This window comes from Exiguobacterium sp. s183, from assembly GCF_018617655.1.
Lineage (GTDB): Bacteria > Bacillota > Bacilli > Exiguobacteriales > Exiguobacteriaceae > Exiguobacterium > Exiguobacterium aestuarii_A.
The window spans coordinates 215,368-237,869 of the sequence record NZ_JACSKN010000004.1; the positions used below are offsets into that span (position 1 = coordinate 215,368).

General features: G+C 49.2%; 25 protein-coding genes and 1 riboswitch. Of the genes, 12 read left to right on the top strand and 13 right to left on the bottom strand.

Annotated elements, in window-relative coordinates; genetic code table 11:
• Positions 1-2 precede the first annotated feature (2 nt).
• The gene (locus KNP62_RS11235; RefSeq protein ID WP_214785576.1) at positions 3-740 is read right to left on the bottom strand and encodes a (Fe-S)-binding protein; all 738 of its coding nucleotides are present in this window, start codon (positions 738-740) and stop codon (positions 3-5) included.
• A 228-nt stretch (positions 741-968) separates the two neighbouring features.
• Positions 969-2,252 carry an NCS2 family permease gene (locus tag KNP62_RS11240; protein WP_214785654.1) on the bottom strand — a complete coding sequence of 428 codons (1,284 nt, stop codon included), beginning with the start codon at positions 2,250-2,252 and terminating at the stop codon, positions 969-971.
• A gap of 245 nt (positions 2,253-2,497) precedes the next feature.
• Between KNP62_RS11240 and KNP62_RS11245 the strand changes: the two genes are divergently transcribed.
• From KNP62_RS11245 to KNP62_RS11260, 5 genes are all read left to right on the top strand, one after another.
• Positions 2,498-2,731, top strand: a complete 234-nt coding sequence (locus KNP62_RS11245; RefSeq protein ID WP_214785577.1) for a hypothetical protein — start codon at positions 2,498-2,500, stop codon at positions 2,729-2,731.
• Positions 2,732-2,741: 10 nt separating this feature from the next.
• Positions 2,742-3,701: a LacI family DNA-binding transcriptional regulator gene (locus tag KNP62_RS11250; protein ID WP_214785578.1), complete on the top strand. Its 960-nt coding sequence runs from the start codon at positions 2,742-2,744 to the stop codon at positions 3,699-3,701.
• A gap of 67 nt (positions 3,702-3,768) precedes the next feature.
• Positions 3,769-4,050 carry a HesB/YadR/YfhF family protein gene (locus tag KNP62_RS11255; RefSeq protein ID WP_214785579.1) on the top strand — a complete coding sequence of 94 codons (282 nt, stop codon included), beginning with the start codon at positions 3,769-3,771 and terminating at the stop codon, positions 4,048-4,050.
• 97 nt (positions 4,051-4,147) lie between these two features.
• Positions 4,148-4,282 carry a hypothetical protein gene (locus KNP62_RS15685; protein WP_256441184.1) on the top strand — a complete coding sequence of 45 codons (135 nt, stop codon included), beginning with the start codon at positions 4,148-4,150 and terminating at the stop codon, positions 4,280-4,282.
• Positions 4,283-4,376: 94 nt separating this feature from the next.
• Positions 4,377-5,306 (top strand): manganese-dependent inorganic pyrophosphatase, encoded by a 930-nt coding sequence (locus KNP62_RS11260; RefSeq protein ID WP_214785580.1) that lies wholly within the window; start codon positions 4,377-4,379, stop codon positions 5,304-5,306.
• 54 nt (positions 5,307-5,360) lie between these two features.
• Here KNP62_RS11260 and KNP62_RS11265 read toward each other — a convergent pair whose 3' ends face one another.
• From KNP62_RS11265 to KNP62_RS11295, 7 genes are all read right to left on the bottom strand, one after another.
• Positions 5,361-5,792: a GNAT family N-acetyltransferase gene (locus tag KNP62_RS11265; RefSeq protein WP_214785581.1), complete on the bottom strand. Its 432-nt coding sequence runs from the start codon at positions 5,790-5,792 to the stop codon at positions 5,361-5,363.
• Positions 5,793-5,810: 18 nt separating this feature from the next.
• Positions 5,811-6,602: an ABC transporter permease gene (locus tag KNP62_RS11270; RefSeq protein ID WP_214785582.1), complete on the bottom strand. Its 792-nt coding sequence runs from the start codon at positions 6,600-6,602 to the stop codon at positions 5,811-5,813.
• Complete coding sequence (locus tag KNP62_RS11275) at positions 6,599-7,393, bottom strand: ABC transporter permease (RefSeq protein WP_214785583.1); 795 nt, start codon at positions 7,391-7,393, stop codon at positions 6,599-6,601. Before KNP62_RS11275 ends, KNP62_RS11270 begins: the two co-directional genes overlap by 4 nt.
• Positions 7,390-8,394, bottom strand: a complete 1,005-nt coding sequence (locus KNP62_RS11280; protein ID WP_214785584.1) for an ABC transporter ATP-binding protein — start codon at positions 8,392-8,394, stop codon at positions 7,390-7,392. The genes KNP62_RS11275 and KNP62_RS11280 overlap by 4 nt, the downstream gene beginning before the upstream one ends.
• Before the next feature lie 102 nt (positions 8,395-8,496).
• Positions 8,497-9,624, bottom strand: coding sequence for a DUF418 domain-containing protein (locus KNP62_RS11285; protein ID WP_214785585.1), 1,128 nt, complete (start codon positions 9,622-9,624; stop codon positions 8,497-8,499).
• Between the two features lie 20 nt (positions 9,625-9,644).
• Positions 9,645-11,198, bottom strand: coding sequence for an ABC-F family ATP-binding cassette domain-containing protein (locus KNP62_RS11290; protein WP_074034179.1), 1,554 nt, complete (start codon positions 11,196-11,198; stop codon positions 9,645-9,647).
• Positions 11,199-11,258: 60 nt separating this feature from the next.
• Complete coding sequence (locus tag KNP62_RS11295) at positions 11,259-11,867, bottom strand: NAD(P)-dependent oxidoreductase (RefSeq protein ID WP_214695843.1); 609 nt, start codon at positions 11,865-11,867, stop codon at positions 11,259-11,261.
• Between the two features lie 126 nt (positions 11,868-11,993).
• Positions 11,994-12,095, top strand: a riboswitch (purine riboswitch).
• 77 nt (positions 12,096-12,172) lie between these two features.
• On the opposite strand from KNP62_RS11295, the gene KNP62_RS11300 reads away from it, so the two are divergent.
• Genes KNP62_RS11300 through KNP62_RS11315 form a run of 4 tightly spaced genes read left to right on the top strand, consistent with a single transcriptional unit; the run spans position 12,173 to position 15,126 of the window.
• A complete protein-coding gene (locus KNP62_RS11300) occupies positions 12,173-12,754 on the top strand; it encodes a xanthine phosphoribosyltransferase (RefSeq protein WP_159563328.1) in 582 nt (193 codons plus the stop codon).
• Entirely contained in the window at positions 12,751-14,055 is a 1,305-nt protein-coding gene (locus KNP62_RS11305; protein ID WP_214785586.1) for a nucleobase:cation symporter-2 family protein, read from the top strand. Before KNP62_RS11300 ends, KNP62_RS11305 begins: the two co-directional genes overlap by 4 nt.
• A gap of 34 nt (positions 14,056-14,089) precedes the next feature.
• Positions 14,090-14,737 (top strand): NAD(P)H-binding protein, encoded by a 648-nt coding sequence (locus tag KNP62_RS11310; protein WP_214785587.1) that lies wholly within the window; start codon positions 14,090-14,092, stop codon positions 14,735-14,737.
• Entirely contained in the window at positions 14,734-15,126 is a 393-nt protein-coding gene (locus KNP62_RS11315) for an RDD family protein (RefSeq protein ID WP_214746912.1), read from the top strand. Before KNP62_RS11310 ends, KNP62_RS11315 begins: the two co-directional genes overlap by 4 nt.
• A gap of 24 nt (positions 15,127-15,150) precedes the next feature.
• On the opposite strand, the gene KNP62_RS11320 is transcribed toward KNP62_RS11315, so the two are convergent.
• A complete protein-coding gene (locus KNP62_RS11320; protein WP_214785588.1) occupies positions 15,151-16,416 on the bottom strand; it encodes a purine/pyrimidine permease in 1,266 nt (421 codons plus the stop codon).
• Positions 16,417-16,489: 73 nt separating this feature from the next.
• Here KNP62_RS11320 and KNP62_RS11325 point away from each other — a divergent pair, with 73 nt between their 5' ends.
• Positions 16,490-17,194 (top strand): alpha/beta hydrolase, encoded by a 705-nt coding sequence (locus KNP62_RS11325; protein ID WP_214785589.1) that lies wholly within the window; start codon positions 16,490-16,492, stop codon positions 17,192-17,194.
• A gap of 34 nt (positions 17,195-17,228) precedes the next feature.
• Here KNP62_RS11325 and KNP62_RS11330 read toward each other — a convergent pair whose 3' ends face one another.
• From KNP62_RS11330 to KNP62_RS11340, 3 genes are all read right to left on the bottom strand, one after another.
• Entirely contained in the window at positions 17,229-18,407 is a 1,179-nt protein-coding gene (locus tag KNP62_RS11330; RefSeq protein WP_214785590.1) for an MFS transporter, read from the bottom strand.
• Between the two features lie 117 nt (positions 18,408-18,524).
• Positions 18,525-19,316 (bottom strand): endonuclease/exonuclease/phosphatase family protein, encoded by a 792-nt coding sequence (locus KNP62_RS11335; protein ID WP_214785591.1) that lies wholly within the window; start codon positions 19,314-19,316, stop codon positions 18,525-18,527.
• A 52-nt stretch (positions 19,317-19,368) separates the two neighbouring features.
• Positions 19,369-20,997: a PTS transporter subunit IIBC gene (locus tag KNP62_RS11340; protein WP_214785592.1), complete on the bottom strand. Its 1,629-nt coding sequence runs from the start codon at positions 20,995-20,997 to the stop codon at positions 19,369-19,371.
• Positions 20,998-21,218: 221 nt separating this feature from the next.
• On the opposite strand from KNP62_RS11340, the gene KNP62_RS11345 reads away from it, so the two are divergent.
• Both KNP62_RS11345 and KNP62_RS11350 read left to right on the top strand, forming a co-directional pair.
• Entirely contained in the window at positions 21,219-21,983 is a 765-nt protein-coding gene (locus KNP62_RS11345) for a TrmH family RNA methyltransferase (RefSeq protein ID WP_214785593.1), read from the top strand.
• Positions 21,943-22,500, top strand: coding sequence for a GNAT family N-acetyltransferase (locus KNP62_RS11350; RefSeq protein ID WP_214785594.1), 558 nt, complete (start codon positions 21,943-21,945; stop codon positions 22,498-22,500). The genes KNP62_RS11345 and KNP62_RS11350 overlap by 41 nt, the downstream gene beginning before the upstream one ends.
• Positions 22,501-22,502 lie beyond the last annotated feature (2 nt).

Sequence of the window (22,502 nt, forward strand, 5' to 3'; positions counted from 1 at the left end):
GCTCATGCTCGTTTCACTCCTTCGTTCAAGACTTCGGCAATATGCATCACTTTAATCGGATGTCCCTGTTTATGAAGGCGTCCGCCGATGTTCATCAGACACGATGCATCCGCCCCAATCAAAACGTCTGCACCGGACTGTAAAATCGATTCGACTTTCTCGTCCACCATCTGCACCGACACGTCCGGCATCTTGACGGAGAACGTCCCTCCGAACCCGCAACAGTTATGTACGTTCGCAAGGGGAACCATCGTCAGTCCATCGACGTTTCCTAGCAACTTTCCAGGCGCCGCTTCAATTCCGAGAAGGCGGGTCATATGACAAGACGCATGATAGGTCGCTTTGGCGGGAAATTTGGCGCCGACATCAGTGACTTCGAGTACATCGACGATGAACTGCGTCAGCTCAAACGTTTTGGCGGCATGTGCCTCTGCCCGAGGACCCCATACTGGATCACCTTGGAACAAATGCGGATAGTCGCGCATCATCATGACACATGATCCCGATGGTCCGACGATATATTCCGCATCTGCTTGTTCGAACGTTTCAATCATATGCTTGGCAATCTTTTTCGTTTCCTCATGATAGCCGCTGTTATAAGCAGGTTGCCCACAACACGTTTGTTCAAAAGGGAAGGTCACCTCACACCCTAAATGTTCGAGTAGTTCGACTGTCGCTTGTCCGACGGATGGAAACAACGTATCAGATAAACAAGTGACGAATAAAGCTACATTCGGCATAGCCATTCCTTCTTTCTTCTCATGATAGCAATTTCAAGGTCATTATTTCATAATACGTAGGAAAGTGACAGAAAAATGGAGAGAAAAACTCATTTATTTGTAAAATCCTGTCTAATTGATAACACATCTCACTGAATGATAATTCATCCGTAATCTGATATAAAACAGCATTCTGTCACGTATAACAGAAAAAGACCCTCGTCATATGACGAAGATCTTGTGTCTAAATTATAGGAAAAACATTTCCAAGATGAAGAGTGCGCCGAACAAGTAGATGAGCGGGTGAACCGTCTCTTTGTTCATCGCTTTGAAGATCGGGTACAAGATGAACCCGAATGCGATCCCACGTTCGATACTTCCTGAAAGCGGCATGATCAAAATGGTCATGAAGGCCGGGAAGTATTCGCTAAAGTCGCTCCAGTCGATATAACGTACGTTCGTCAACATGAGCGCCCCGACGATGATGAGTGCAGGAGCTGTGATCGCCGCAACGCCAGAGATGGCACCGATGAGCGGGCTGAAGAAGAGCGTCAATCCGAACAAACCAGCGACGACGGCCGTTGTGAGACCTGTACGTCCACCTTGTGCGACACCGGCTGCAGACTCGATGTATGCCGTCGAAGGACTCGTCCCGACGAGTGAACCACCCATTGTGGCAAGTGAGTCGGCAAAGAGTGCACGGTGACCATTTTCAATCGTTCCGTCTTCTTTTAAGAGACCAGCTTGTTTCCCGACACCGACAAGTGTACCTGTCGTATCGAACAATGTGACGAGGAAGAACGAGAGGACGGCACCGAATAATCCATATTGAATGACATCACTAAATGCTGTTACCGGGTTGACCATGAGTCCTTCTGGAAGTGTCGGCATTGCCGTGACACCGCTGATTTGTAAGATGTCCATGAAGTAAGCCGCGATTCCAGTGAGTAGCATCCCGATCAATAACGAACCGGGGACATTGCGCGAGAAGAGAAGTGCCGAGACGATTAAACCACCGAGTACGAGTAACACTTCTGGTGAGGATACGTCACCGAGACGCACCAAGTTTGCCTCATCTGCGACAATCAATCCTGATAACTTCAATCCGAGCGAAGCGATGAAGAGACCGATTCCGGTCGTGATCGCATGTTTCAACGAAGTCGGGATCGCCTGAATCAGTTTTGTCCGAATCGGAGAAAGCGACAAGATTAAAAAGAAGACGGACGAGACGAAGACGACGCCGAGTGCGGCGGATGGTGCGATTTGTTCTTGGGCGACGAGCGTGTAAGCGAAGAAAGCGTTGAGCCCCATACCGGGTGCCACAGCAATCGGCAAGTTCGCATAAAATGCCATTAAGCCTGTTCCGATGAGGATGGCAATGATCGTCGCCGTGAAAGCTTGAGCAAATGGAATCCCAGCGTCAGATAGAATGGCCGGGTTGACGACAGAGATATATGCCATCGTCACGAACGTTGTGATTCCGGCTGTCACTTCTTGTTTAACATTCGTACCATGTTGTTTCAATTGAAAAATATTCATCGATAAAACTCCTTATTTCGATCTATTTCCGAACATTAATTGAGAAAAATGTTTAAATTAACGTTATCAACTTGATGACTATACAAAAATGTTTGATTCCCGTCAATTGTTTTGAGTAAAAAACATGAAAAATGAAAGTTACCAATAAATAATGTTCGGAAATAAACTTTTTTCAAAAAAGACCTTGCTCTGAAACGCGTTTCAGAAGATACGGTATAGACAAAGGGAGGGGAACCGATATGAAACCGACAACGTGGAAGACATGGTGCAGTGGAATCGTATACGAACTCGTCATCAATCAGTTGTATACACCGTTCGGGAAAATGTTGTGTAGCCGTTTCCAGGAAGAGTTTCTTCACTTACCGTTAGAGGAGCGCTTCCGTCTCGTTCAAGCGATTCGAAGTCAAGTCGTCGAAAGAGGTGACAGTCAGCAAGTAGAGTGGGTACACTATATGCAAAGACTGACAAGTTGAGGTGGGGCGAATGGCAAACATTCGAGATATCGCGAAGCACGCTGACGTATCGGTGACGACGGTCTCGCGCGTGTTGAACGAGCATCCGTATGTATCGAAGGAAAAACGGACCCGTGTCCATGCGGCGATGAAAGAGCTCGGGTATTTGCGAAATCAACAGGCGTTGACGTTGTCGACGGGGAAAACACAACGCGTCGTCGTTATCTTACCTTATATGGATCATCCGTATTACGGTCTCTTCGTCAACGGGCTTGCGAAAGCGGCCCTCGAGCACGATTACCGACTCGTCATGTGGCAGACGGAGTATAAGCTTAGTGAGGAGCGACAAGCACTCGATTTATTGAAGCATCGCGAAGTCGATGGGGCGATCGTCTTGTCGCACGAAATGTCCTTTAAGGAAATGGAGACGTATCGTGCATACGGACCGATTGCCGTAGCGACCGTCGGCGCACCGGAGACGATCTCATCCATCCATGTCGACCATTATGCGTCGTTCGTGTCAGGTATTCATGTGCTACAGGAGCATGGATATGAAGAGATTGGAATCATCTTGTCAAGAAGCCATAGTCCGAGCTCCCTTGCGCGTCAGCAAGCCTATTTCGATGAAGTAGCACATGCGCGTGAGCAATGGATTTGGACCGGTTATTTGACGAGTGAGGACGGTATTCGGTTAGCAGAAACGTTCCTCTCTCAAAAAGAGCGTCCTCGAGCGCTCTTTTTCTCGTCGGATTATGTCGCTCTTGGATTTTTGGGAGAGATGCAACGACGGCACGTCGCCATTCCTGAGGAAGTCGCCATGCTAGGGTTTGACGGACATCCGATTAGTCGGGCATTCGGGCTGTCGACGATGCTTTCTCCGAATGAACAGATTGGTCGTCAACTGTTTGAAACGACGCTCGCTGAAATGAACGGAGCCATTCCAGAGATCCACGGGATGACCGTCAGCTATCAAGCGGGAATGACACTTTAGGCAACATCCTCGCTCGACTCTTTTGAAACGTTTAGAATGAAAGAAGTAGTCGAGAGGAGGAAATGTTATGAAGATTCAAGTAACAGAAGAAGCGCTCCAATGGTTTAAAGAAGAAATGGAAGTCGAAGCGGGTCAAACGGTTCGTTTGTTTGCAAAATACGGGGGCTCGACAGACTTGACGCACGGTTTCTCCGTGGGAGTCATCACAGAAGACGTGAACAATGCGGCTGTTGAGACCGAAGAAGACGGCATTCGTTTCGTCGTGGCGGAACAAGATGAGTGGTTGTTCCAAGAACAAGATGTGAAAGTCGAACTTCGTGGAGAAGAAATCGTCTTCGTTCAAGCCTGACGTTTCAGTTTGTTTACGTTTGATGAAATGTCGTTTGACGAAATCTGGCTTGGGGAACAGATTACGACAAGTCGGATTCTCGAAAGGATGACACGATATGTCAGACAAAGAAAAGCGTGAACAAGAAGAAAAAGAGAAGTTGAAACGAGATCAACCGGATATCTCCCACGAAGAAGATTCAAAAGGAGATCATTCCGACCTCGAGGAGACAGATGAAGACGAACAATCTTAAGAGCCGACACGGCTCTTTTTGTTTGGGGAATTGAAAGAAATGCCGTGGACGTTATAATGGATAAGGGAAAACTATTTAGTGAGGAGAATGAGACATGAGTACAGTACTAGTCTTCGGACATAAAAATCCAGATACCGATACGATCACATCAGCGCTCGCCTATGCCGAGTTGAAAAAGAAATTAGGGATGGACGCAGAAGCGGTCCGTCTCGGTGAAGTGAACGGAGAAACGCAATATGCACTTGATCACTTCCGCGTGAAGGCACCGCGTTTGATTGAAAGCGTAACAGGTGAGGCAGAAGAAGTCATCTTAGTCGACCACAACGAGTTCCAGCAAAGTGCAGACGGCATCGAAGACGTGCGGATCCTTGAAGTCATCGATCACCACCGCATCGCGAACTTCCAAACGGCAGACCCGCTCTACTATCGTGCCGAGCCAGTCGGATGTACAGCGACAATTTTATTGAAGTTGTATAAAGAGCACGGTGTTGAAATCGCAGCGGACATGGCCGGTTTGATGCTTTCAGCCATCATCTCGGACTCACTTCTCTTCAAATCACCGACATGCACGGACGAGGATATCAAAGCAGCGGAAGAACTTGCTGAGATTGCTGGCGTCGATGCGGAAGCATACGGGCTTGAAATGCTCAAAGCCGGTGCAGACCTTAGCCAAAAAACGATTGAAGAGCTCATCTCACTCGATGCGAAAGAATTCGCAATGGGCGACTATCGTGTCGAGATCGCGCAAGTGAACACGGTCGATGCGAATGATGTCTTGAACCGTAAAGAGGAAGTCGAAGCGGCAATCGCTAACACGGTTGCGGCGAAAAACTTAGACTTGTTCGTCTTTGCCATCACGAACATTTTGACGAACGATTCAGAAGCAATCGTCGTCGGACCAAAACCAGAACTCTTCGAACAAGCGTTCAATGTGACGCTCCAAAACGGATTGGCGACACTTCCGGGTGTCGTATCACGTAAGAAGCAAATCGTGCCATTCTTAACGGAAGCGGCGACAAAATAAAAACCCGAAGCCTTGGCCTCGAGCGGAACTGCAGACGTTCATACGTCTGCAGTTTTAATTTTGTTTGAGAAGAGTCTTTTTCAAATAATATTGTTGATGCTCTACTGTCGGGTGGTGTTCGATCACCCCAACGACTTCATAACCGAGCCCGATATAAAAGTCAGGTGCCTGGAAACTGAACGTGTCGAGTTGTATGAGACCGCACTGATGCTCGATGGCGCACTGTTCAATACGCTTCATCAATCTCGTTCCATATCCCTCTCCCCGAAGCTGTTCGTCCACCCATAAGAAATGAATGTGCATCGTGTACCAAAACACCGTACCGGTCACCCCACCGACAATCTGATCGTCGTCATCTCGAACGATGAAACTTACATGTTCGACGGGGTGCTTCACTTCATCCGGTAATTGAGATGCATTATATTCAATCAATCGCTGTCGAATATATTCGCGATCTTCCTGATTCCACTGTTGAACAATCTTCATCCACTCACCCTTTCCTCATTAAGAACCTGTACTTGCAAAAGCGCGCAGTCCAAACAACCAAAATCGATAGGCGATGACGAGTGAGAGGATTGCGACAAGCGGTGTTGCTAGTGCAAACATGGTGAACCCCCGTCCTTCAAAGAAGTACATCGCCGGATAAAATGCCGTGAAGCCGAACGGGATGATGTACGTTAAGACGAACATGATCACCTTCGAGTAAATCGTCATCGGGTAACGGGCGAAATCACTCAAACTGAATACGGCGAACACGACGGGCAAACTATCAATCATCCAAAACGAGAACGTCGCAAAGAACAAGTTGACCGCGATATAAATCATGCCGCTCGCGAGGACCATGATGAGAAGGACAATCACGTCCATCACACTCCACGACATCCCGAGTTCGTTCGATGCGAGCCAGAGTACACTCCCCCCAATCAAGAGTTGACCGAATCCGTCTTGTTGAACCCGCTCCGCGACAATTTGGAACAGCGGATTCACGGGACGCATGAGAATACGGTCCAAGTTTCCCGTACGGATGTACTGCCAGCCAATCGTCCAAAGGTTATCAAAAAAGATATGATGGACAGCCCGACCTAAAAACGCGATGCCATAGATGAACAAAATCTCGTAAAAGCCCCAACCGTTCAGCGATTCGATGTGTTGGAAGACAATCGATAAAAAGAAGAGGGCGGCAAATTGCTGACCGAAGACCGATAACACGCCAATCAAGAAGTCCATCCGATATTCCATCATCACTTTGAAATGATTTTTGGCATAGAGCCAATATAGTTTCGCATATCGTTTCATCCGCCAAACACCGTCACTTTCCGAACCGCATACGCGAATAAGAGTCGTACAAATAGAAAGAAGGCCCCGACCCAAGCGACTTGAATCAAAATCGAAGACCATATAGCAGATGCATCGATCCCACCTGTATAGATGGCGACAGGCACATAGACGAGTGAGGCGAACGGTAAATACAAGCTGATCGTCTGGAACCAGTCAGGGAAGAGTGTCAAAGGGATGATCGCCCCGGACATGATGGTAATGATCGCCTCCTGTAAGACAGAAAGTCCCCATACGTTCACCGTATAAAAGGACAACACACCGACGAGTAAATCAATCAGTGTCGCAAGTAGAATCGCGAGTACGACGCTGATTGAGAAGGCGAACACACTCTCGAGGGACGTCGGAGGATCAACCCCGATAAACAGCATTGCAATGATGAGGAGAGGCAACGTCGACCGGAAAAATGTCGACGTTTTCGTCCCGATATCTTGAGCGAGTAACTTATCAAGTAAATGATAGGGACGGAGCAGTTCGACGGCGACACCACCATGTTTGATGAGGTGAGCAAGTTCACGTCCGGCACCGCCACGGAATTGATCGAGCATCGTTGCAAGTACTGCATACGTCAACATCATTGAAAGCGAGATGCCTGATACATCGGTCTTATTTTCGTAAACCGCTTGCCAAAAGAAATATAAGATGAACAGGCGCATCGTCACCGAGAACATGCTCGCCCAATACCAAGCTGTGTAGGCCATGTCGACTTTGATTTGCGAGACGGCGAGTGCTACATATTTTTGGAGCCTCATGCACTCACCTCAGGCTGATACAGGTTCCGAATCAACGTCTCCATTTTCGGTACAACGACGGATAAATCTTTTACTTGATTACAGTTCACGATTTCACGAATCAATTGTCCGCTTGAAATCTCATGATGGTTGAATGCTAGTTGAATCGAATCTGTCTCTGAAGCGAGTTCGGTGACGAGTCCTGTCACCGACGGCGGAATGACAAATGCCGTTCCCTCGTCGAGTGTGATTTCAAGTGTTCGCTCATTGTTAAACGTTTGTTTGAGTGTCTCGATACGGTCGTCATAAATGATGCGTCCTTCATCGAGAACGATGACCCGGTCACACACTTCTTCGATATCTTGCATATCATGTGTCGTCAAAATGACCGTCGTACCCCAAGCATCACTGATTTCCCGAATGAACGCCCGAATCGTCTCTTTGATGTCAATATCGAGACCGATCGTTGGCTCATCCAAATACACGACACGTGGGCGGTGTAAGAAGGCGGCTGCGAGCTCGCATCGCATTTTTTGTCCGAGCGATAATTGGCGGACGGGTACATCGAGGAGAGGTTCTAGCTGGAGGCGCTCGATGAACCAAGCGACGGTCTCGTCGAACTCTGCACGTGGCACTTCATAGATTTCTCGGAGTAAGTCGAACGACTCACGGACCGGAATATCCCAAAACAATTGCGTCCGTTGACCAAAGACCGCTCCGATTTGACGGGCGTTTTGGATACGGTCTGTATGCGGATCGATGCCAAAGACGCGAACGGAGCCTGCATCGGGACGGAGGACACCGGCAAGCATTTTGATCGTTGTCGATTTTCCAGCGCCGTTAAAGCCGATGTATCCGACGCGTTCTCCTGGGGCGATGGACAAGTCGATTCCTTTCACGGCTTCTTTGATGCGATACTTCCTTGAAAACAAAGCTTTGATGGCGCCTTTCAAGCCGGCATCACGCTCTAAAATTTGATAGTGTTTCACGAGATCGTGAACCTCGATGGCTGACTGTGACATACGTTCCTCCTTATTCATGCAAGCGTTTTCCTTCATTAGAATAGCATGTGAATCTGGGATTTCCTACCTGTACAAAAAAAGACCGGACGATGAAGTCCGATCTTAGGATGATTTTGTTTGTCTTCCATACGTCCCTAAGCGCCATAGCTTCTCAAATGGTCCGTAACGGTGATTCTTCAGCCACCACATCGAGAAGAATGCCTGGACAATCAAGATTGCGATACTGAGGAATAACCCTTCGGTTAAAGAGAGCGCCCCGTATGCACCGAGTGCGACCACCGGTAAGAACACGATCAGCGTATGCGTCAAATAATTCGTGAGTGCCATCCGGCCGAGCGCTTGAAGCGGCGCGAACGTACGACCTTTACGAACGGCTACCGTGAACAGACAGACGTAAGTCGTGGCGAGTAACTTCCCGGAAATCAAGACGGCGAACAAGTTCAGCCAGAAGTATGGATACCCTTCACCGTAATGATGCCAAATGATCACGCCGAAGAATGGAAGGGCGAGGACGGCACAGATGATGGCCGTACGCATCAAGCTTTTTAAACGCCACGTCAGAAGTTTTCGTTCACGTCCGATATACAGTCCGAATAAGAATAGACTGAGGATCTCGAAACCGACAACGAACGAGTTGGAGAAGGCGTTAAAGATTTCGATAGAATATCGATAATCGAACCAGGCACCAAACCCTTGATTGAATACATCAGGGAACGGGATGCCGCCATAATAGCTTCCACCCATGCTCCATTCACTCAACGCGGAAGTTCCATACAACAGAAGGATACTTCCGATTAACAAGCCCCATGCCCACGTCAGAATGGCACGGTTGCTCAACTTATAGAAAAGGGGAAGCAATAAGCCCCACATCGCGTACGTATGGAGGATATCACCGGACCAAATCGCCAAGTGTGCGAGACCGAACAAGAAGAGGATCAAAATTCGGCGTATGTAACGACTGACCGATTCGCCACGAGCGTAAGAACGCTCGAGGAAAATCGAAAAGCCGATCCCGAATAAAAGGGAGAAAATCGTATAAAACTTCGTCTGCACGAACAAGTCAAAGAGCGTGCGGACGAACAAGTCGCTCCCATAATAATCGGGACGACCGAACATCCAGTCGCTCCCGAGCATACTCGGGATATTGACGAGGAAAATGCCGCAGAGGGCAAACCCTCGGATAATGTCATACAAAATAATCCGTTCATTCGTTTGAATTGGGGTCGCCATACGACACGTCCTTTACTGAATTAGAATACTTTCGTTGTCCACGACTCACAGTTCCAGACATCTGTGACGATATCTTCATAGAATTCTGGTTCGTGACTGATGAGGAGGACACTTCCTTTGTACTCTTTCAACGCACGCTTCAACTCTTCCTTCGCGTCGACGTCCAAGTGGTTCGTCGGCTCATCGAGTAAGAGAAGGTTTGTCTCGTTGTTGAGGAGTTTACAAAGACGAACTTTCGCTTTTTCACCACCACTGAGGACGGAGATCTTACTTTCGATGTGTTTCGTCATGAGTCCGCACTTCGCGAGCATCGCGCGTACTTGCTGTTGGTTGAGTGACGGGAACTCGCTCCAAATCTCTTCGATACATGTGTTGTTGCTCGTTGCCGCTTCTTGTTCGAAGTAACCCATCTCCAGAAACTCACCGCGCTCGACGGTTCCTTCAAGCGGATTGATCAATCCAAGCAAGCTCTTTAAGAGCGTCGTCTTCCCGATTCCGTTCGCTCCGACGAGGGCAATCTTTTGACCGCGCTCCATCTGAAGGTCGAGCGGACGTGAGAGCGGCTCGTCGTATCCGATGACGAGACCTTTGGCATCAAAGATGAGGCGTCCCGATGTACGGGCCTGCAGGAAGCGGAATTCCGGTTTCGGACGCTCTGCACTCAATTCGATGACATCCATCTTATCGAGTTTCTTTTGACGTGACATCGCCATGTTTCGTGTCGAGACGCGTGCCTTGTTCCGGGCGACGAAGTCTTTCAAGTCGGCAATCTCAGCTTGTTGACGCTTATAAGCGGCTTCAAGTTGCGAGCGTTTCATCTCGTACACTTCCATGAACTTGTCATAGTCCCCGACGTAGCGGTTCAACTCTTGGTTCTCCATATGGTAGACCAAGTTGATGACGCTATTTAAGAACGGGATATCGTGTGAAATCAAAATGAAGGCATTGTCATAGTTTTGGAGATAGCGCTTCAACCACTCGATGTGTACTTCGTCCAAATAGTTGGTCGGCTCATCGAGGAGCAAGATATCCGGCTTCTCCAAAAGCAACTTCGCAAGCAATACTTTCGTACGCTGACCACCTGACAAGTCCGTGACGTCCCGGTCGAGACCGACATCTAAAATACCGAGACCGCGTGCGACTTCTTCTACTTTCGCATCGATGATATAAAAGTCGTTCGAGTCGAGCGTCTCTTGAAGTTCACCGACTTCAGCGAGCATGTCTTCCATCTGTTCAGGTGTCGCGTCACCCATCTCCATGTAGAGTTCGCCGATGCGCGTCTCCATGTCAATCAAGTATTGGAAAGCACCTTTTAAGACGTCACGAATCGTCATCCCGCGCTCGAGCACCGCATGTTGATCGAGGTAACCGACACGGACATTTTTCGCCCATTCGATTTTCCCTTCATCCGGTTGCAGTTTGCGTGTGATGATGTTCATGAACGTTGATTTTCCTTCACCGTTCGCTCCGACGAGACCGATGTGTTCCCCTTTTAAGAGGCGGAAAGAGACATCGTTCAAAATAGCGCGGTCACCAAAGCCGTGGCTCAAGTTTTGTACCGTTAATATACTCATAATTCGTTTTCGTTCCTTTCAAAGTAAACTACCCGATATTGTAGCATGAATCCAATCAAATTAGTACGCCAGTCCGACTGACTCCCGTACATGTTCATTCTCTTCGATGGCGTGAAGCATGAACTGGGCGACATCTGCCCGTGAGATGTGTTTCCCGTTATCCGGTACCTCATCGATGGCCGTACGATAAGTCGAGGTGCGAGGACCGTCCGTCAATTGCATCGGTCGTACAATCGTATAATCGAATGACGAGTTGCGCCACAGGTCCACGGCTGCCCGATGATCACGGAGCGGTTTTCGGAGCATGAACGTAATGGCTTTCCCTGCAAGTCCCGGTATCTCATTGTCGATTCCAGCTGAGGCCAAATAGACGACGCGTGAGATGCCATTCGTCTTCATCGCAGGGACGAGCTTGTCCGTGACACTCGCTAAAAAGTCCGGATCGCTCAAATCCGTTCCGAGACAGCTGATGACCGCATCATGACCATGCATCGCTTCTGTTAACGCATCGATGTCATATAAGTCGCCTTCGATGATTTCAAGTTGTGGGGTCCGAATCAACTTTTTCTGTTCACGTACGAACGCGGTGACGTCATGACCGTGCTCGATGGCTTGGTCGATGAATTGATGTCCGGTCCGACCGGTTGCGCCTAATACGAATAACTTCATAAGGGCAAGGCTCCTCTCTCATATCCAATACATACAGTATACAGCAGTTTCAGAAAAATCGAACATTTCACCGTTTGATTCCAACCTATTGCATTTCTCGTCAGCTCGTCTACAATAAAGTTTATCTTATATAAATAGATTCGCACTCGTATATCAGCGGAAATATGGTCCGCAAGTCTCTACCGAACTACCGTAAATGGTTCGACTACGGGTGGCGCTTGTCGTATGCTGTCGTTGATTTCCATGCGGTTCGTTGCCTCCCGATGAGGGGTGACGAATCGCATTTTTTAATGGAGGGAACAACAATGAAGCAGTTAGAAGACAAAATCCGTGAAGAGGGTCGGGCCTTATCCGACCAAGTGTTGAAAGTTGACGCCTTCTTGAATCATCAAGTCGACCCCGTGCTCATGCAAGCCATCGGCAAAGAGTTCGCAGAACGCTTCAAAGACGCTCAAATCGACCGAATCGTCACACTCGAATCGAGTGGGATTGCGCCAGCGATGATGACGGCGCTTGAGATGGGCATCCCGTTCGTATTCGCGCGTAAACGGAAATCGCTGACGCTCCAAGACGACCTCGTCGAAGCGGATGTCTACTCGTTCACGAAACAGGAGACGAACCGCATCAGCTTGAGCCGGCGCTTCGTCTTACCAGGCGAACGCGTTCTCGTCATCGATGACTTCCTCGCGAACGGGGAAGCGGCGCTCGGACTGACACAACTCGTCGAAGCGGCAGGTGCAGAAGTCGCAGGTGTAGGCATCGTTATCGAAAAATCGTTCCAACCAGGGCGCGACAAATTGATCGAGCGCGGTTATCGCGTGGAATCGCTAGCGCGCATCGCGAAATTAGAGAAAGACCACATCTCATTCGTGGAGGTCGTTCGATGAATACGTTCAAGACAGCCAGTCTAGGGTTTCAACATCTGCTCGCCATGTACACGGGAGCGGCAATCGTCCCGCTCATCGTCGGTGGTGCCATCGGTCTTGGGCCGACCGAGCTCGCCTATCTCGTGGCAATTGATTTATTCATGTGTGGGGTGGCGACGCTTTTACAAGTATGGACGACACGCTTCACGGGTGTCGGATTGCCGGTCGTCCTCGGATGTACGTTCACGGCGGTCGGTCCGATGATTGCCATCGGAAGCGCAAATGGGATTACGGCCATTTATGGCGCGTTGATTGCCAGTGGAATCATTGTCATCCTCATTTCTGGCTTTGTCGGGAAGCTCGCACGTTTCTTCCCGCCGGTCGTTCTCGGTTCGGTCGTGACAATCATCGGTCTCTCACTGATTCCGGTCGCTATCAATGACATCGGTGGCGGGATGCCAGGTGAGCCTGGATTCGCATCGATGCAGAATCTCGGATTAGGTGGTTTGACGATTTTACTCATTCTCATCTTGAACCGTGTCGGTACTGTCTTCACACGCGCCGCTGCTGTCCTCTTTGCCGTACTCATCGGAACAGGGGTTGCTGCTTCGCTCGGTCTCGTGGACTTCAGTCCTGTCCGTGAAGCAGGTTGGTTCCAAATGGTCCAGCCGTTCTACTTTGGGATGCCGACATTCGATGTGTCTGCCATCCTCGTCATGACGCTCGTTGCCATCATCTCGATGATTGAATCGACTGGTGTATTCTTGGCGCTCAGCGATATCACGAAAAAGCCAATCGGTGCGAACGAATTGACGAAAGGGTATCGTGCGGAGGGCGTCGCAACGATTCTCGGAGGGATTTTCAACAGCTTCCCGTACACGACGTTCAGTCAAAATGTCGGACTCGTTCAATTGTCTGGTGTAAAATCGCGCCGTGTCATCTTTTGGACAGGTGGATTGCTCATCTTGCTCGGATTCCTTCCGAAAGTCGCCACATTCACGACATTGATTCCAAAGCCTGTTTTAGGTGGAGCGATGCTCGTCATGTTCGGAACGGTCGCCGCTTCCGGCATTCGGATTCTAAGCCAGGTCGATTTTTCGAAAAACGAGAATTTGATTACCATCGCACTCTCGATTGGTGTCGGACTCGGCATCACCGCTAACCCAGCGATTGTCGCCAACATGCCGGAATGGCTTCAATTGTTTACAGACAGTGCCATCGTGGCAGGTTCGTTCACGGCGCTCCTATTGAACGGATTCTTCCGTATGATGGACCGTTTCCGTCCCACGACGATCATTGCCGAAGAACGGCAAGTCAGCTAGACTGAAAGAAATAGTAGTCTAGGAGGAGTCACGAATGGGGAAAACTGCACTTGTCGTAGGCGCGACCGGCTTGATTGGCCGCGAATTGGTGGAACAGTTATTAGAGAGTGACCGTTATGAGTCGGTCTGGATTGTCGTCCGTCGCTCGAAGCGATGGAGTCATCCGAAACTACACGAGGTCGTCGGATTCGAGGAGATGGATGCTTCACTTCCACACATCGATGACGTATATTGTGCACTCGGAACAACGATCGCGGTCGCTGGCTCACAAGAAGCATTCAAACAAGTCGATTTAGAGTTGCCGCTTGAAGTCGCGCGTGTTGCCAAGGCACACGGTGCGACACGCTATGCGGTCGTATCGGCACAAGGTGCATCGTTACGTTCGTCTTTCTTTTACAATCGGGTAAAAGGGGAGCTTGAAAACGGATTGCGCATCTTCAACTTCGATCATCTGATTATCGCGCGTCCTTCGTTGTTACTCGGCGAACGTGATTCATTCCGACTCGGAGAAAAAGCGGCTGAGGTCATCAGTCGCCCGTTCCAGTCACTGTTAGTGGAAAAGGCACCAGAAGTCGCACCGATTCAAGCGCTGCATGTCGCACGTGCGTTGATCATGGCGTCTGAAGAAGGCGAAGGGATCGAAGTGTTGACGTCAGGGATGATGCAGAGGATGAGCCGATGAATCCATTGACGAAGAAACGAACGAAAGCGGTCTTGATTGACAGTGTCATCGCAGGGCTCGTCAGCTATGGCGTGGAGCAACTCGTGCGCAAGAAAGTGAAGAGCGAGTTCGTGCATGCGGTCGTCACACCGACACTGCTCACATACGCGATGGAAGCTTGCCAAATGAGTCGAGGCGGACAAACCATTGGCTATAAGTTGATGGGACTCGAGTTAAAAAATGATGACGACACCGCTGTCACGGCGAAACAGGCACTGCAGCGTGCTCTTTACCGTGATACGTTGTCGGGGGTGCGATACTGGAAAGACCGTGCACATTTTGAACAAGAAGAAGGCGCAGTGTTACCGCACGATGCCCATTACCATATGCATGTACGTGAAAAGAACTGACCGTTATTATGGTCAGTTCTTTTTTCAATCCTTGATTTTACTTAAGATAGCTGTCGTCAAAGCGACAATCGTTCCGAGGACGAGTCCGTTAGAGAAGACGGTCGCAAGGAGCGGCGGTAAATCATTCATCGAACCTGGTGGCAAGAGCATCGCCCCGGCACCGATGACGAGCGGGAGACCGACCGTAAGAGAAGCCGTCGATTGTTTTAATTCGAAGGCAGCTTCATTGATTCCGATGATGATCATCGTTGCGATAAGTGGTGTCACGATCGCATAGCCGACAGCAGCTGGGATACTTGCAATCAACGAGACGAATGGTCCGATCAGTGCCAATCCCATCATGAGGGCATGGGCAATCAAGTGAGGTGCACGCTGGACGCTCTCCGTCGAAGAGAGGAATCCGGCCGTCCCGGAGATTGCGACAGGACCTGGTGTTCCGAACAGACCGGCCACGATTTGACTGACCCCACTTGCGACACCAGACGCGGGAACGTTCCCTTTGATTTCACGTTTTTCACGAGAGCTGACGATACGTTCGATCAGCTTGATATTCGCGAGGACGTTTGTCATGAGTAGCAAGGTGATAACGAAAGCCGTCGGCAACAAGTTCCAATCCCATACCCAGTTTCCGAACGGAAGAAGTTCCGGTACGAGGAAGAACGATTCTGAGCGGACGATTGGATTTCCAAGGTCGAGCAAGTGGAATAAACCGAACCCGACGAAAAGCGTCATGACGAGTCCATATTGTTTAAAGCGACTTTGTTCAAGCGTGAGTGCAAACAAGACGAGACCAGCCGTTGCGACGGCTTGAACGATATTGATTCCGTCTTCCGTCACCCCGAAGCCACCTTTAATGACGGCTCCTGACAATTGGAGGACGAGTAAAATCATATAGACACCGAGTACTTGAGGTGTAAACAGGGCAAGCATGCGTCTTAAGATACCGGTGACGGTCAATAGCACACCGAGGATACCGCTTAAGAACAACATAAATCCAAGTGCCTGCAACGTCTCTTGTTGACTTCCGTATAAGGCGGGTCCGATGGATGCGTATAAGGTGAAGACGCCCCACCAAATGCCGGCGGGTCCTTCAAGTATCGGGAGGCGATGTCCGAGCAACGTCTGGATGATGCTAAAGAGTGCGAAGATGAAGAGTGAGCGGGATATGAAGGTCATCGTCTCATCTGGTGACAGTTCAAACAAGGCGGCGATAGAGAGTGGTGGTACAATATTTGTAGCTAAAATAAAAATAAACCACTGAATCATCGTGGTTACATTACTTCTGGTCATGGTGTCCCCCTGATCATGCTTTTTCTTATTAGTGTAACGTTATGAGGAAGTGGATGCAAATGGAGGCTATATAATGAAGAAATTCTTCAAGTGGGCCGCACTCTCAATCGTAGGGTTGCTTGTTGTCGCGGTAGCAGGCTTTTTGATTTGGACACAGTTCACGTATGGACCGACCGATGAAGCGACACAGTATGCCGAAGAGGGGAAAGTGGTCGACAACCGTCTCGAGTTTGGAGATCCGACGAGTGAGGTCGGCGTCATTCTCTATCCAGGGGCGAAAGTCGAGAAAGAGGCGTATGCCTATTACGGAACACAATTAGCTGAAGAGGGTGTCTTTGTCGCGATTCCATCGCTTCGTCTCAATTTAGGCATTTTAGATATCGATGCGGCAGCTCCAATCATCGAGGCACATCCGGAGATTGAACGCTGGATTGTGGCCGGTCATTCACTCGGAGGTTCGGCGGCATCGGGGTATGCACTGGAGCATCAAGAATTAGTGGAGGGTGTCATTTTCCTCGCTTCGTATCCGATCAGTTCGATGGTCGATAGCGACTTACGTGTACTATCGATTTCCGGTGAATTGGATGGATTGGCTGTCCCAGAAGACATCGAGGCGAGTCGAAGCGACCTCCCTGAAGATAGCCAATTCGTACAAATTGAAGGCGGGAATCATGCAAACTTCGGAATGTATGGTCCACAAAAAGGAGATCAGGAAAGCCCGCTCACATCGAAAGAACAATTGGACGAAGTCCTATCAGCGATTCTCGAATGGTTATAAAAAACGTGTGCACCTCGATGAAGGTGCACACGTTTTAGCGTTGATCAAGCGAATAACTGACTGCGGTCAACGCGGCTGTGACGAGGGCGACCAGACCGCCGACAAGTGCGAGCGTCATGATGGGGCTCGTCGCATAGACGACACCACCGAGAGCGGAACCGAGTCCAATCCCGACATTACTCGCCACGGGCATAAGTGACGAGGCGAGACCTTTGGCATTCGGATTGAACTTCTCTGCCAAATCGATCAAATAAATCTGAGTCGATGTCGTCAATAAGATTGCCATGAACGACATAAGTGCGATATTGAGAAGACCGAGCGTCACATTCGACGTTGTCACGAATAGCGCGGCCAAGACGAACGCCTGGACGAGAAAGACGAACCGTAAGCGTCCGATTGGATTGTGACTAGCAATCTTTCCGGCAGCGATATTACTGAAAATCGAAATGAATCCGTATGCGAATAAAATCGGACTGACCCAAGCGACCGGTACACCGAGTACATCTTTTAAAATCGGCACGAGATACGTATATACGACGTACGTTGCCCCGAAACCGAACGCCGGAATCAGGAATGCGATCAAGATGCGCGGATTCGTCAGCAATGTCAATTGTTCACGAAGTGATGCTTTTTCTTGAGACAATTGGTTCGGCAAGACGCGGTAAATGGCAATCCAGGCGACTGCACCGAGTGCAGTCGTTAATATAAATGTGGATTCCCAACCTGCCTGTTGTCCGATGAATGTCCCGATTGGAACACCGAACACGTTCGCCATCGTGAATCCACCAAAAATAAAGGATACGGCGACCCCACGCTTTGTTGGTGGGACACTCTCGCTGGCGACAAGCATGGCAAGTGAAATCAAGACACCTGTGACGACGGCCGTCAACATGCGCAAGACGAGTAACCACTCATACATCGGTGCCAGGCTGCTCAACAAGTTAAGGATAGTGAACAGGATGGTCAGACCAAGCATCAATTTGCGTTTAGGAAGATGGCTCGTCAAGGACATGGTGATTGGTGTACCGACGGCAAAGCTGATGGCGAATGCCGATACGAGACTCCCGGCCGTCGCAATCGAGATGGATAATCCGTTTGCGATATCAGGTAAAATCCCGACGATGACAAATTCACTCGTTCCGAGAACGAAGGTTAATAAGGATAAGGATAAAACTAAAGTCCAGTCGCTTCGACTGAGCGAGCTTGTCTTCATATTCAAACACTTCTTTCTATCTCATTCATTAGTAGTTAGACATCAGTCTTCTATCACGTTACAAGATTTTCTCCAAAAGAAAAACCCTTTTCTCCCAAGTAAGGAGAAAAAGGCGAATTAGCGCCAAAATACAGTTGCTTCGACACCGGCGTGGTCGGAGACAATCGGTCCGTTCTCGCCATCAAAGACGACCGCGTGGCGAGAAACGTGAATCGGGGCATTCGTTAACATCAAATCAATGCGAAGTGATTTTTTGTTTTCGTCCCACCCGGCGATTTTCCCTTGTACCGTCGCATCGCCTTCCCGTTCTGTTGCGAGGTGGAACAAATCTTGGAGTCCATTCTCCATCAAGTAATCGTATCCTTCTCCTCGAATGAAGGCATCGTTATTGAAGTCGCCGAGTAGAAGGGCATGGTCGTCATGCTCGACGCGACGAATCAGTTCATCGAGTTGGTGTTTCACCGGCTCCTCTTCATCATGCCACCATCCGAGATGACACGAGTAAATAGTCGTTGGAGCATCTGCGCCTGCAATCACAGCTTTGACAATCTTACGAGACTTGTAGTTGTCTGGGTCCGTCGTCTTCGATACAAAGAACGATTCTGTTGATAGGAACGGTGTGCGCGACAGGATGGCGACGCCTTCCTCGTAAATATCGTATCCATAATGGGCAAAGTCCCATGTCATATGATAGTGGACGTCCAACTCTTTTAAGCGCTCGACGAGGACGTGAGCGAAGTTGTTCTCACGGATGTTTCCGTAGAGCAGTGGGGCCTCTTTATGTTGATTGACTTCTTGAAGCGCGATGAGGTCGTACTCTTCACTCGCGATGCGTTCGACGATGGCGTCAATCTTTTCTTGTTGACGGTCTTCTAACCAGGCGTGACAATTGAGCGTTAAAATATTCACGATAGTCCTCCTTTAGAAAAAAGGCCAACTCTTGAGCGAGTTGGCCAGTAGATTATGCACCGATGACGTCTTGAATGTCTGATTTCAATACGTCGGCTTTCGGGCCATAGATGGCTTGGACTCCACGGTCTTTCACGATGAGACCCATAGCGCCATTTTTCTTCCAGTCTTGTTCGTCAGAGACGAGTGTGACGTCTTTAACGGTCACACGAAGACGAGTCATACATGCATCAACATCTTCAATGTTTTCTTCCCCACCAAGAAGGGCGATAATCCCCATGACTTGTTCGTTACCTGCCACAGATGACTTCTCTGTCGTCTCTTCCATGTAGTTTCCGTTACGTCCTGGTGTCGGCAAGTTCATCTTCTTAATGAAGAAGTTGAACACACCGAAGTTGAGGAAGAAGAATGCTACAGAGACGAGAACGAAGTTGATCAAGTCTTGAAGTAGTCCCGCTTTGACAATCATCGGGATGCGCGTCAAGAGTTCAATCGCACCGAAGGCGTGGACACGTAGGTCGATGATATCTGCCAATGCGAATGCAGCACCTGCCATAAGCGCGTAAACCACATAAAGGACTGGCGCGACGAACATGAACATGAACTCGATTGGTTCTGTGACACCTGTCAAGAAGACAGCGAGTCCAGCTGACAAGAACATCGGCTTGTATTGTGCTTTCTTCTCAGCGTCGACGTTACGGTACATCGCATATGCGGCACCGATCAAAGCAGCGAATGACAAGATGACTTGACCGACTTTGAAGCGGGCCGGAACGACATCAGCGAGAAGGGCGTTGTATGCAGCCGTATCACCAGCGGCACGCAAGTTGACGAGGTCTGTTACCCATGCCAACCAGAGCGGGTCTTGTCCGGCAACGACTGACCCAGCTGTCGCGCCTGTTAAAATCGTGTACGTTCCACCAAGTTCCGTGTAGTTCATTGGAACAGTGAGCATGTGGTGTAAACCGAACGGCAAGAGGAGACGCTCGAGCGCACCATAAATGAACGGAGCGAGGACTGGAGCCGTGTTGCGTGATGTGGCAATCCACTCACCAAAACTGTTGAGCGCACCTTGAATCGTTGGCCATACAATCGATAGAACGATGGCAGCAACGACTGAACCAAGGATGACGACGAATGGTACGAAGCGCTTCCCGTTGAAGAACGAGAGGGCGTTCGGCAATTTGTTGAAGTTGTAGAAACGGTTGTATAGTGCACCACCAAGGAAACCGGCGATGATCCCGACGAACACACCCATGTTGAGGGCAGGTGAGCCGAGTACAGATGTGAAGTAGTCAGCGACGACAAGGTTTGCACCGAAGAGTGACTCGATTGTCGCTTCCGGATCTTGAAGCATGGCACCGTTGACACCGAAGATGGCACCTGTGACACGGTTGATCAAGATGAAGGCGAGAAGTGCTGCGAACGCACCACCTGCACGATCTTTTGCCCACGAACCACCAATCGCGACTGCGAAGAGGATATGTAAGTTGACGATGATGCCCCAACCTAAATCTTCAATGATGCGAGCTGTTGTTAATAAAATACCGACATCTCCGGCTGACATTCCAATCAATTTACCGATGGAAATCATTAAACCGGCAGCTGGCATAACGGCGATGACGACCATCAAGGCCTTACCGAGTTTTTGCCAGAAATCGAATGAGATCAATTGTTTCATGCTATACGCTTCCTTCCTGTGAGGGAGTTTTATCTATTTTTGTGTTTGCCAATAGTGCAATCGCTTGCATAAATGATTGTAATCGATTGCATAAATTCATGCAACCGTTTTCGCTATTTTCATTTGTTTTCATTTTCAAAGCGACAATGGAAGATGTTAGGTGAACTTGTCAGTCGGATCGAATCTAGCTACAATATGATAGGTTGAAGGGAGCGAGAAAGATGGGTTGGAGACAGACCACATCTGCTTTGACGAAGGACGAGCAGATTGAATTAAAAGAAGAGTTATTGCAGAAGGGTGTATTGCAGGAGGACGATCTTCCTCTGTATGAAATGCTCATGCCAGACCGCATCAAACGGATGTATGAAGTGTTGAATACACGGACGAACCATATCACGATTTTGACGGAAGGTGTGGACGATCCGCACAACCAATCCGCTGTGTTGCGTTCAGCCGATGCGTTCGGGGTACAAACGTTGCATGTCGTCGAAGGGCGGGCAAAGTTCAAACCGAACTCGATTATCGCCAAAAGCGCCGATCGCTGGGTGGACGTCGTGGAGCATGGATCGATTGAAGAAGCGATTGATGCTTTAAAAGAAAGTGGTTACCAAGTATATGCGACGGCGCTAAGCGAGGAAGCGATTCCGCTCGAAGAAGTGGATGTGTCGAAGCCGACCGTTCTTCTATTCGGGAACGAACATAGTGGCGTCTCGGAGGCAGCGCTCAACAAGGCGGACGGGAACTTTGTCATTCCGATGCAAGGATACGTACAAAGTTTGAACATCTCGGTGGCGGCTGCAATTTCTTTGTATGATGTCACGACACGGTCACGTCATATCGTGACGGATGGCTATGAACTGCCTGTCGAAGATCAAGCGCGCATCTTCAAAGACTGGATGGTCAAGAGCTTACCGAAGCGTACGCTCGGGCTATATAAACAAAAAGGTGTCACAGCTTTCGAACGGGAGACAGGAAATTCGGAATGAACGGCGAAAAGAACAGACGTACGGAATCTTTGTCCAGAAACTGAAAGGGGATGGCACGATGAGTACGACGAGTTCATTTATCGTAAAAGATGTGACGAACAACTTTAAAGATTTTGAAGAGGACTTCTTCCGACTGTACCGAACGTTATACGGTGACCTCGATCAGCTGCGATTTAAAGAGCGCCTGTATCGACATGCCAATCCGTTGGTGCTCTTAGCATTCTCGGAGGAGCAGCTGGTCGGCTTTAAAATCGGTTATGAGGCAGAGCCTTATCGATTTTATAGCTGGGCGGGTGGCGTACACCCGGACTTTCAAAAACATGGCATCGGTCGCAAGCTGATGGACACGCAACTTGAATGGGTCGAAGCGCAAGGTTTTCATTCGATTCGTACGAAAGCGCGGAATACGAACAAAGGGGTCATCATCTTGAACCTCCTTTGCGGATATGACATCATGGGCGCCTACACCGAAGACGGCGAGCCACGTATCATGATGGAGAAACAATTGAACAGTTGAAT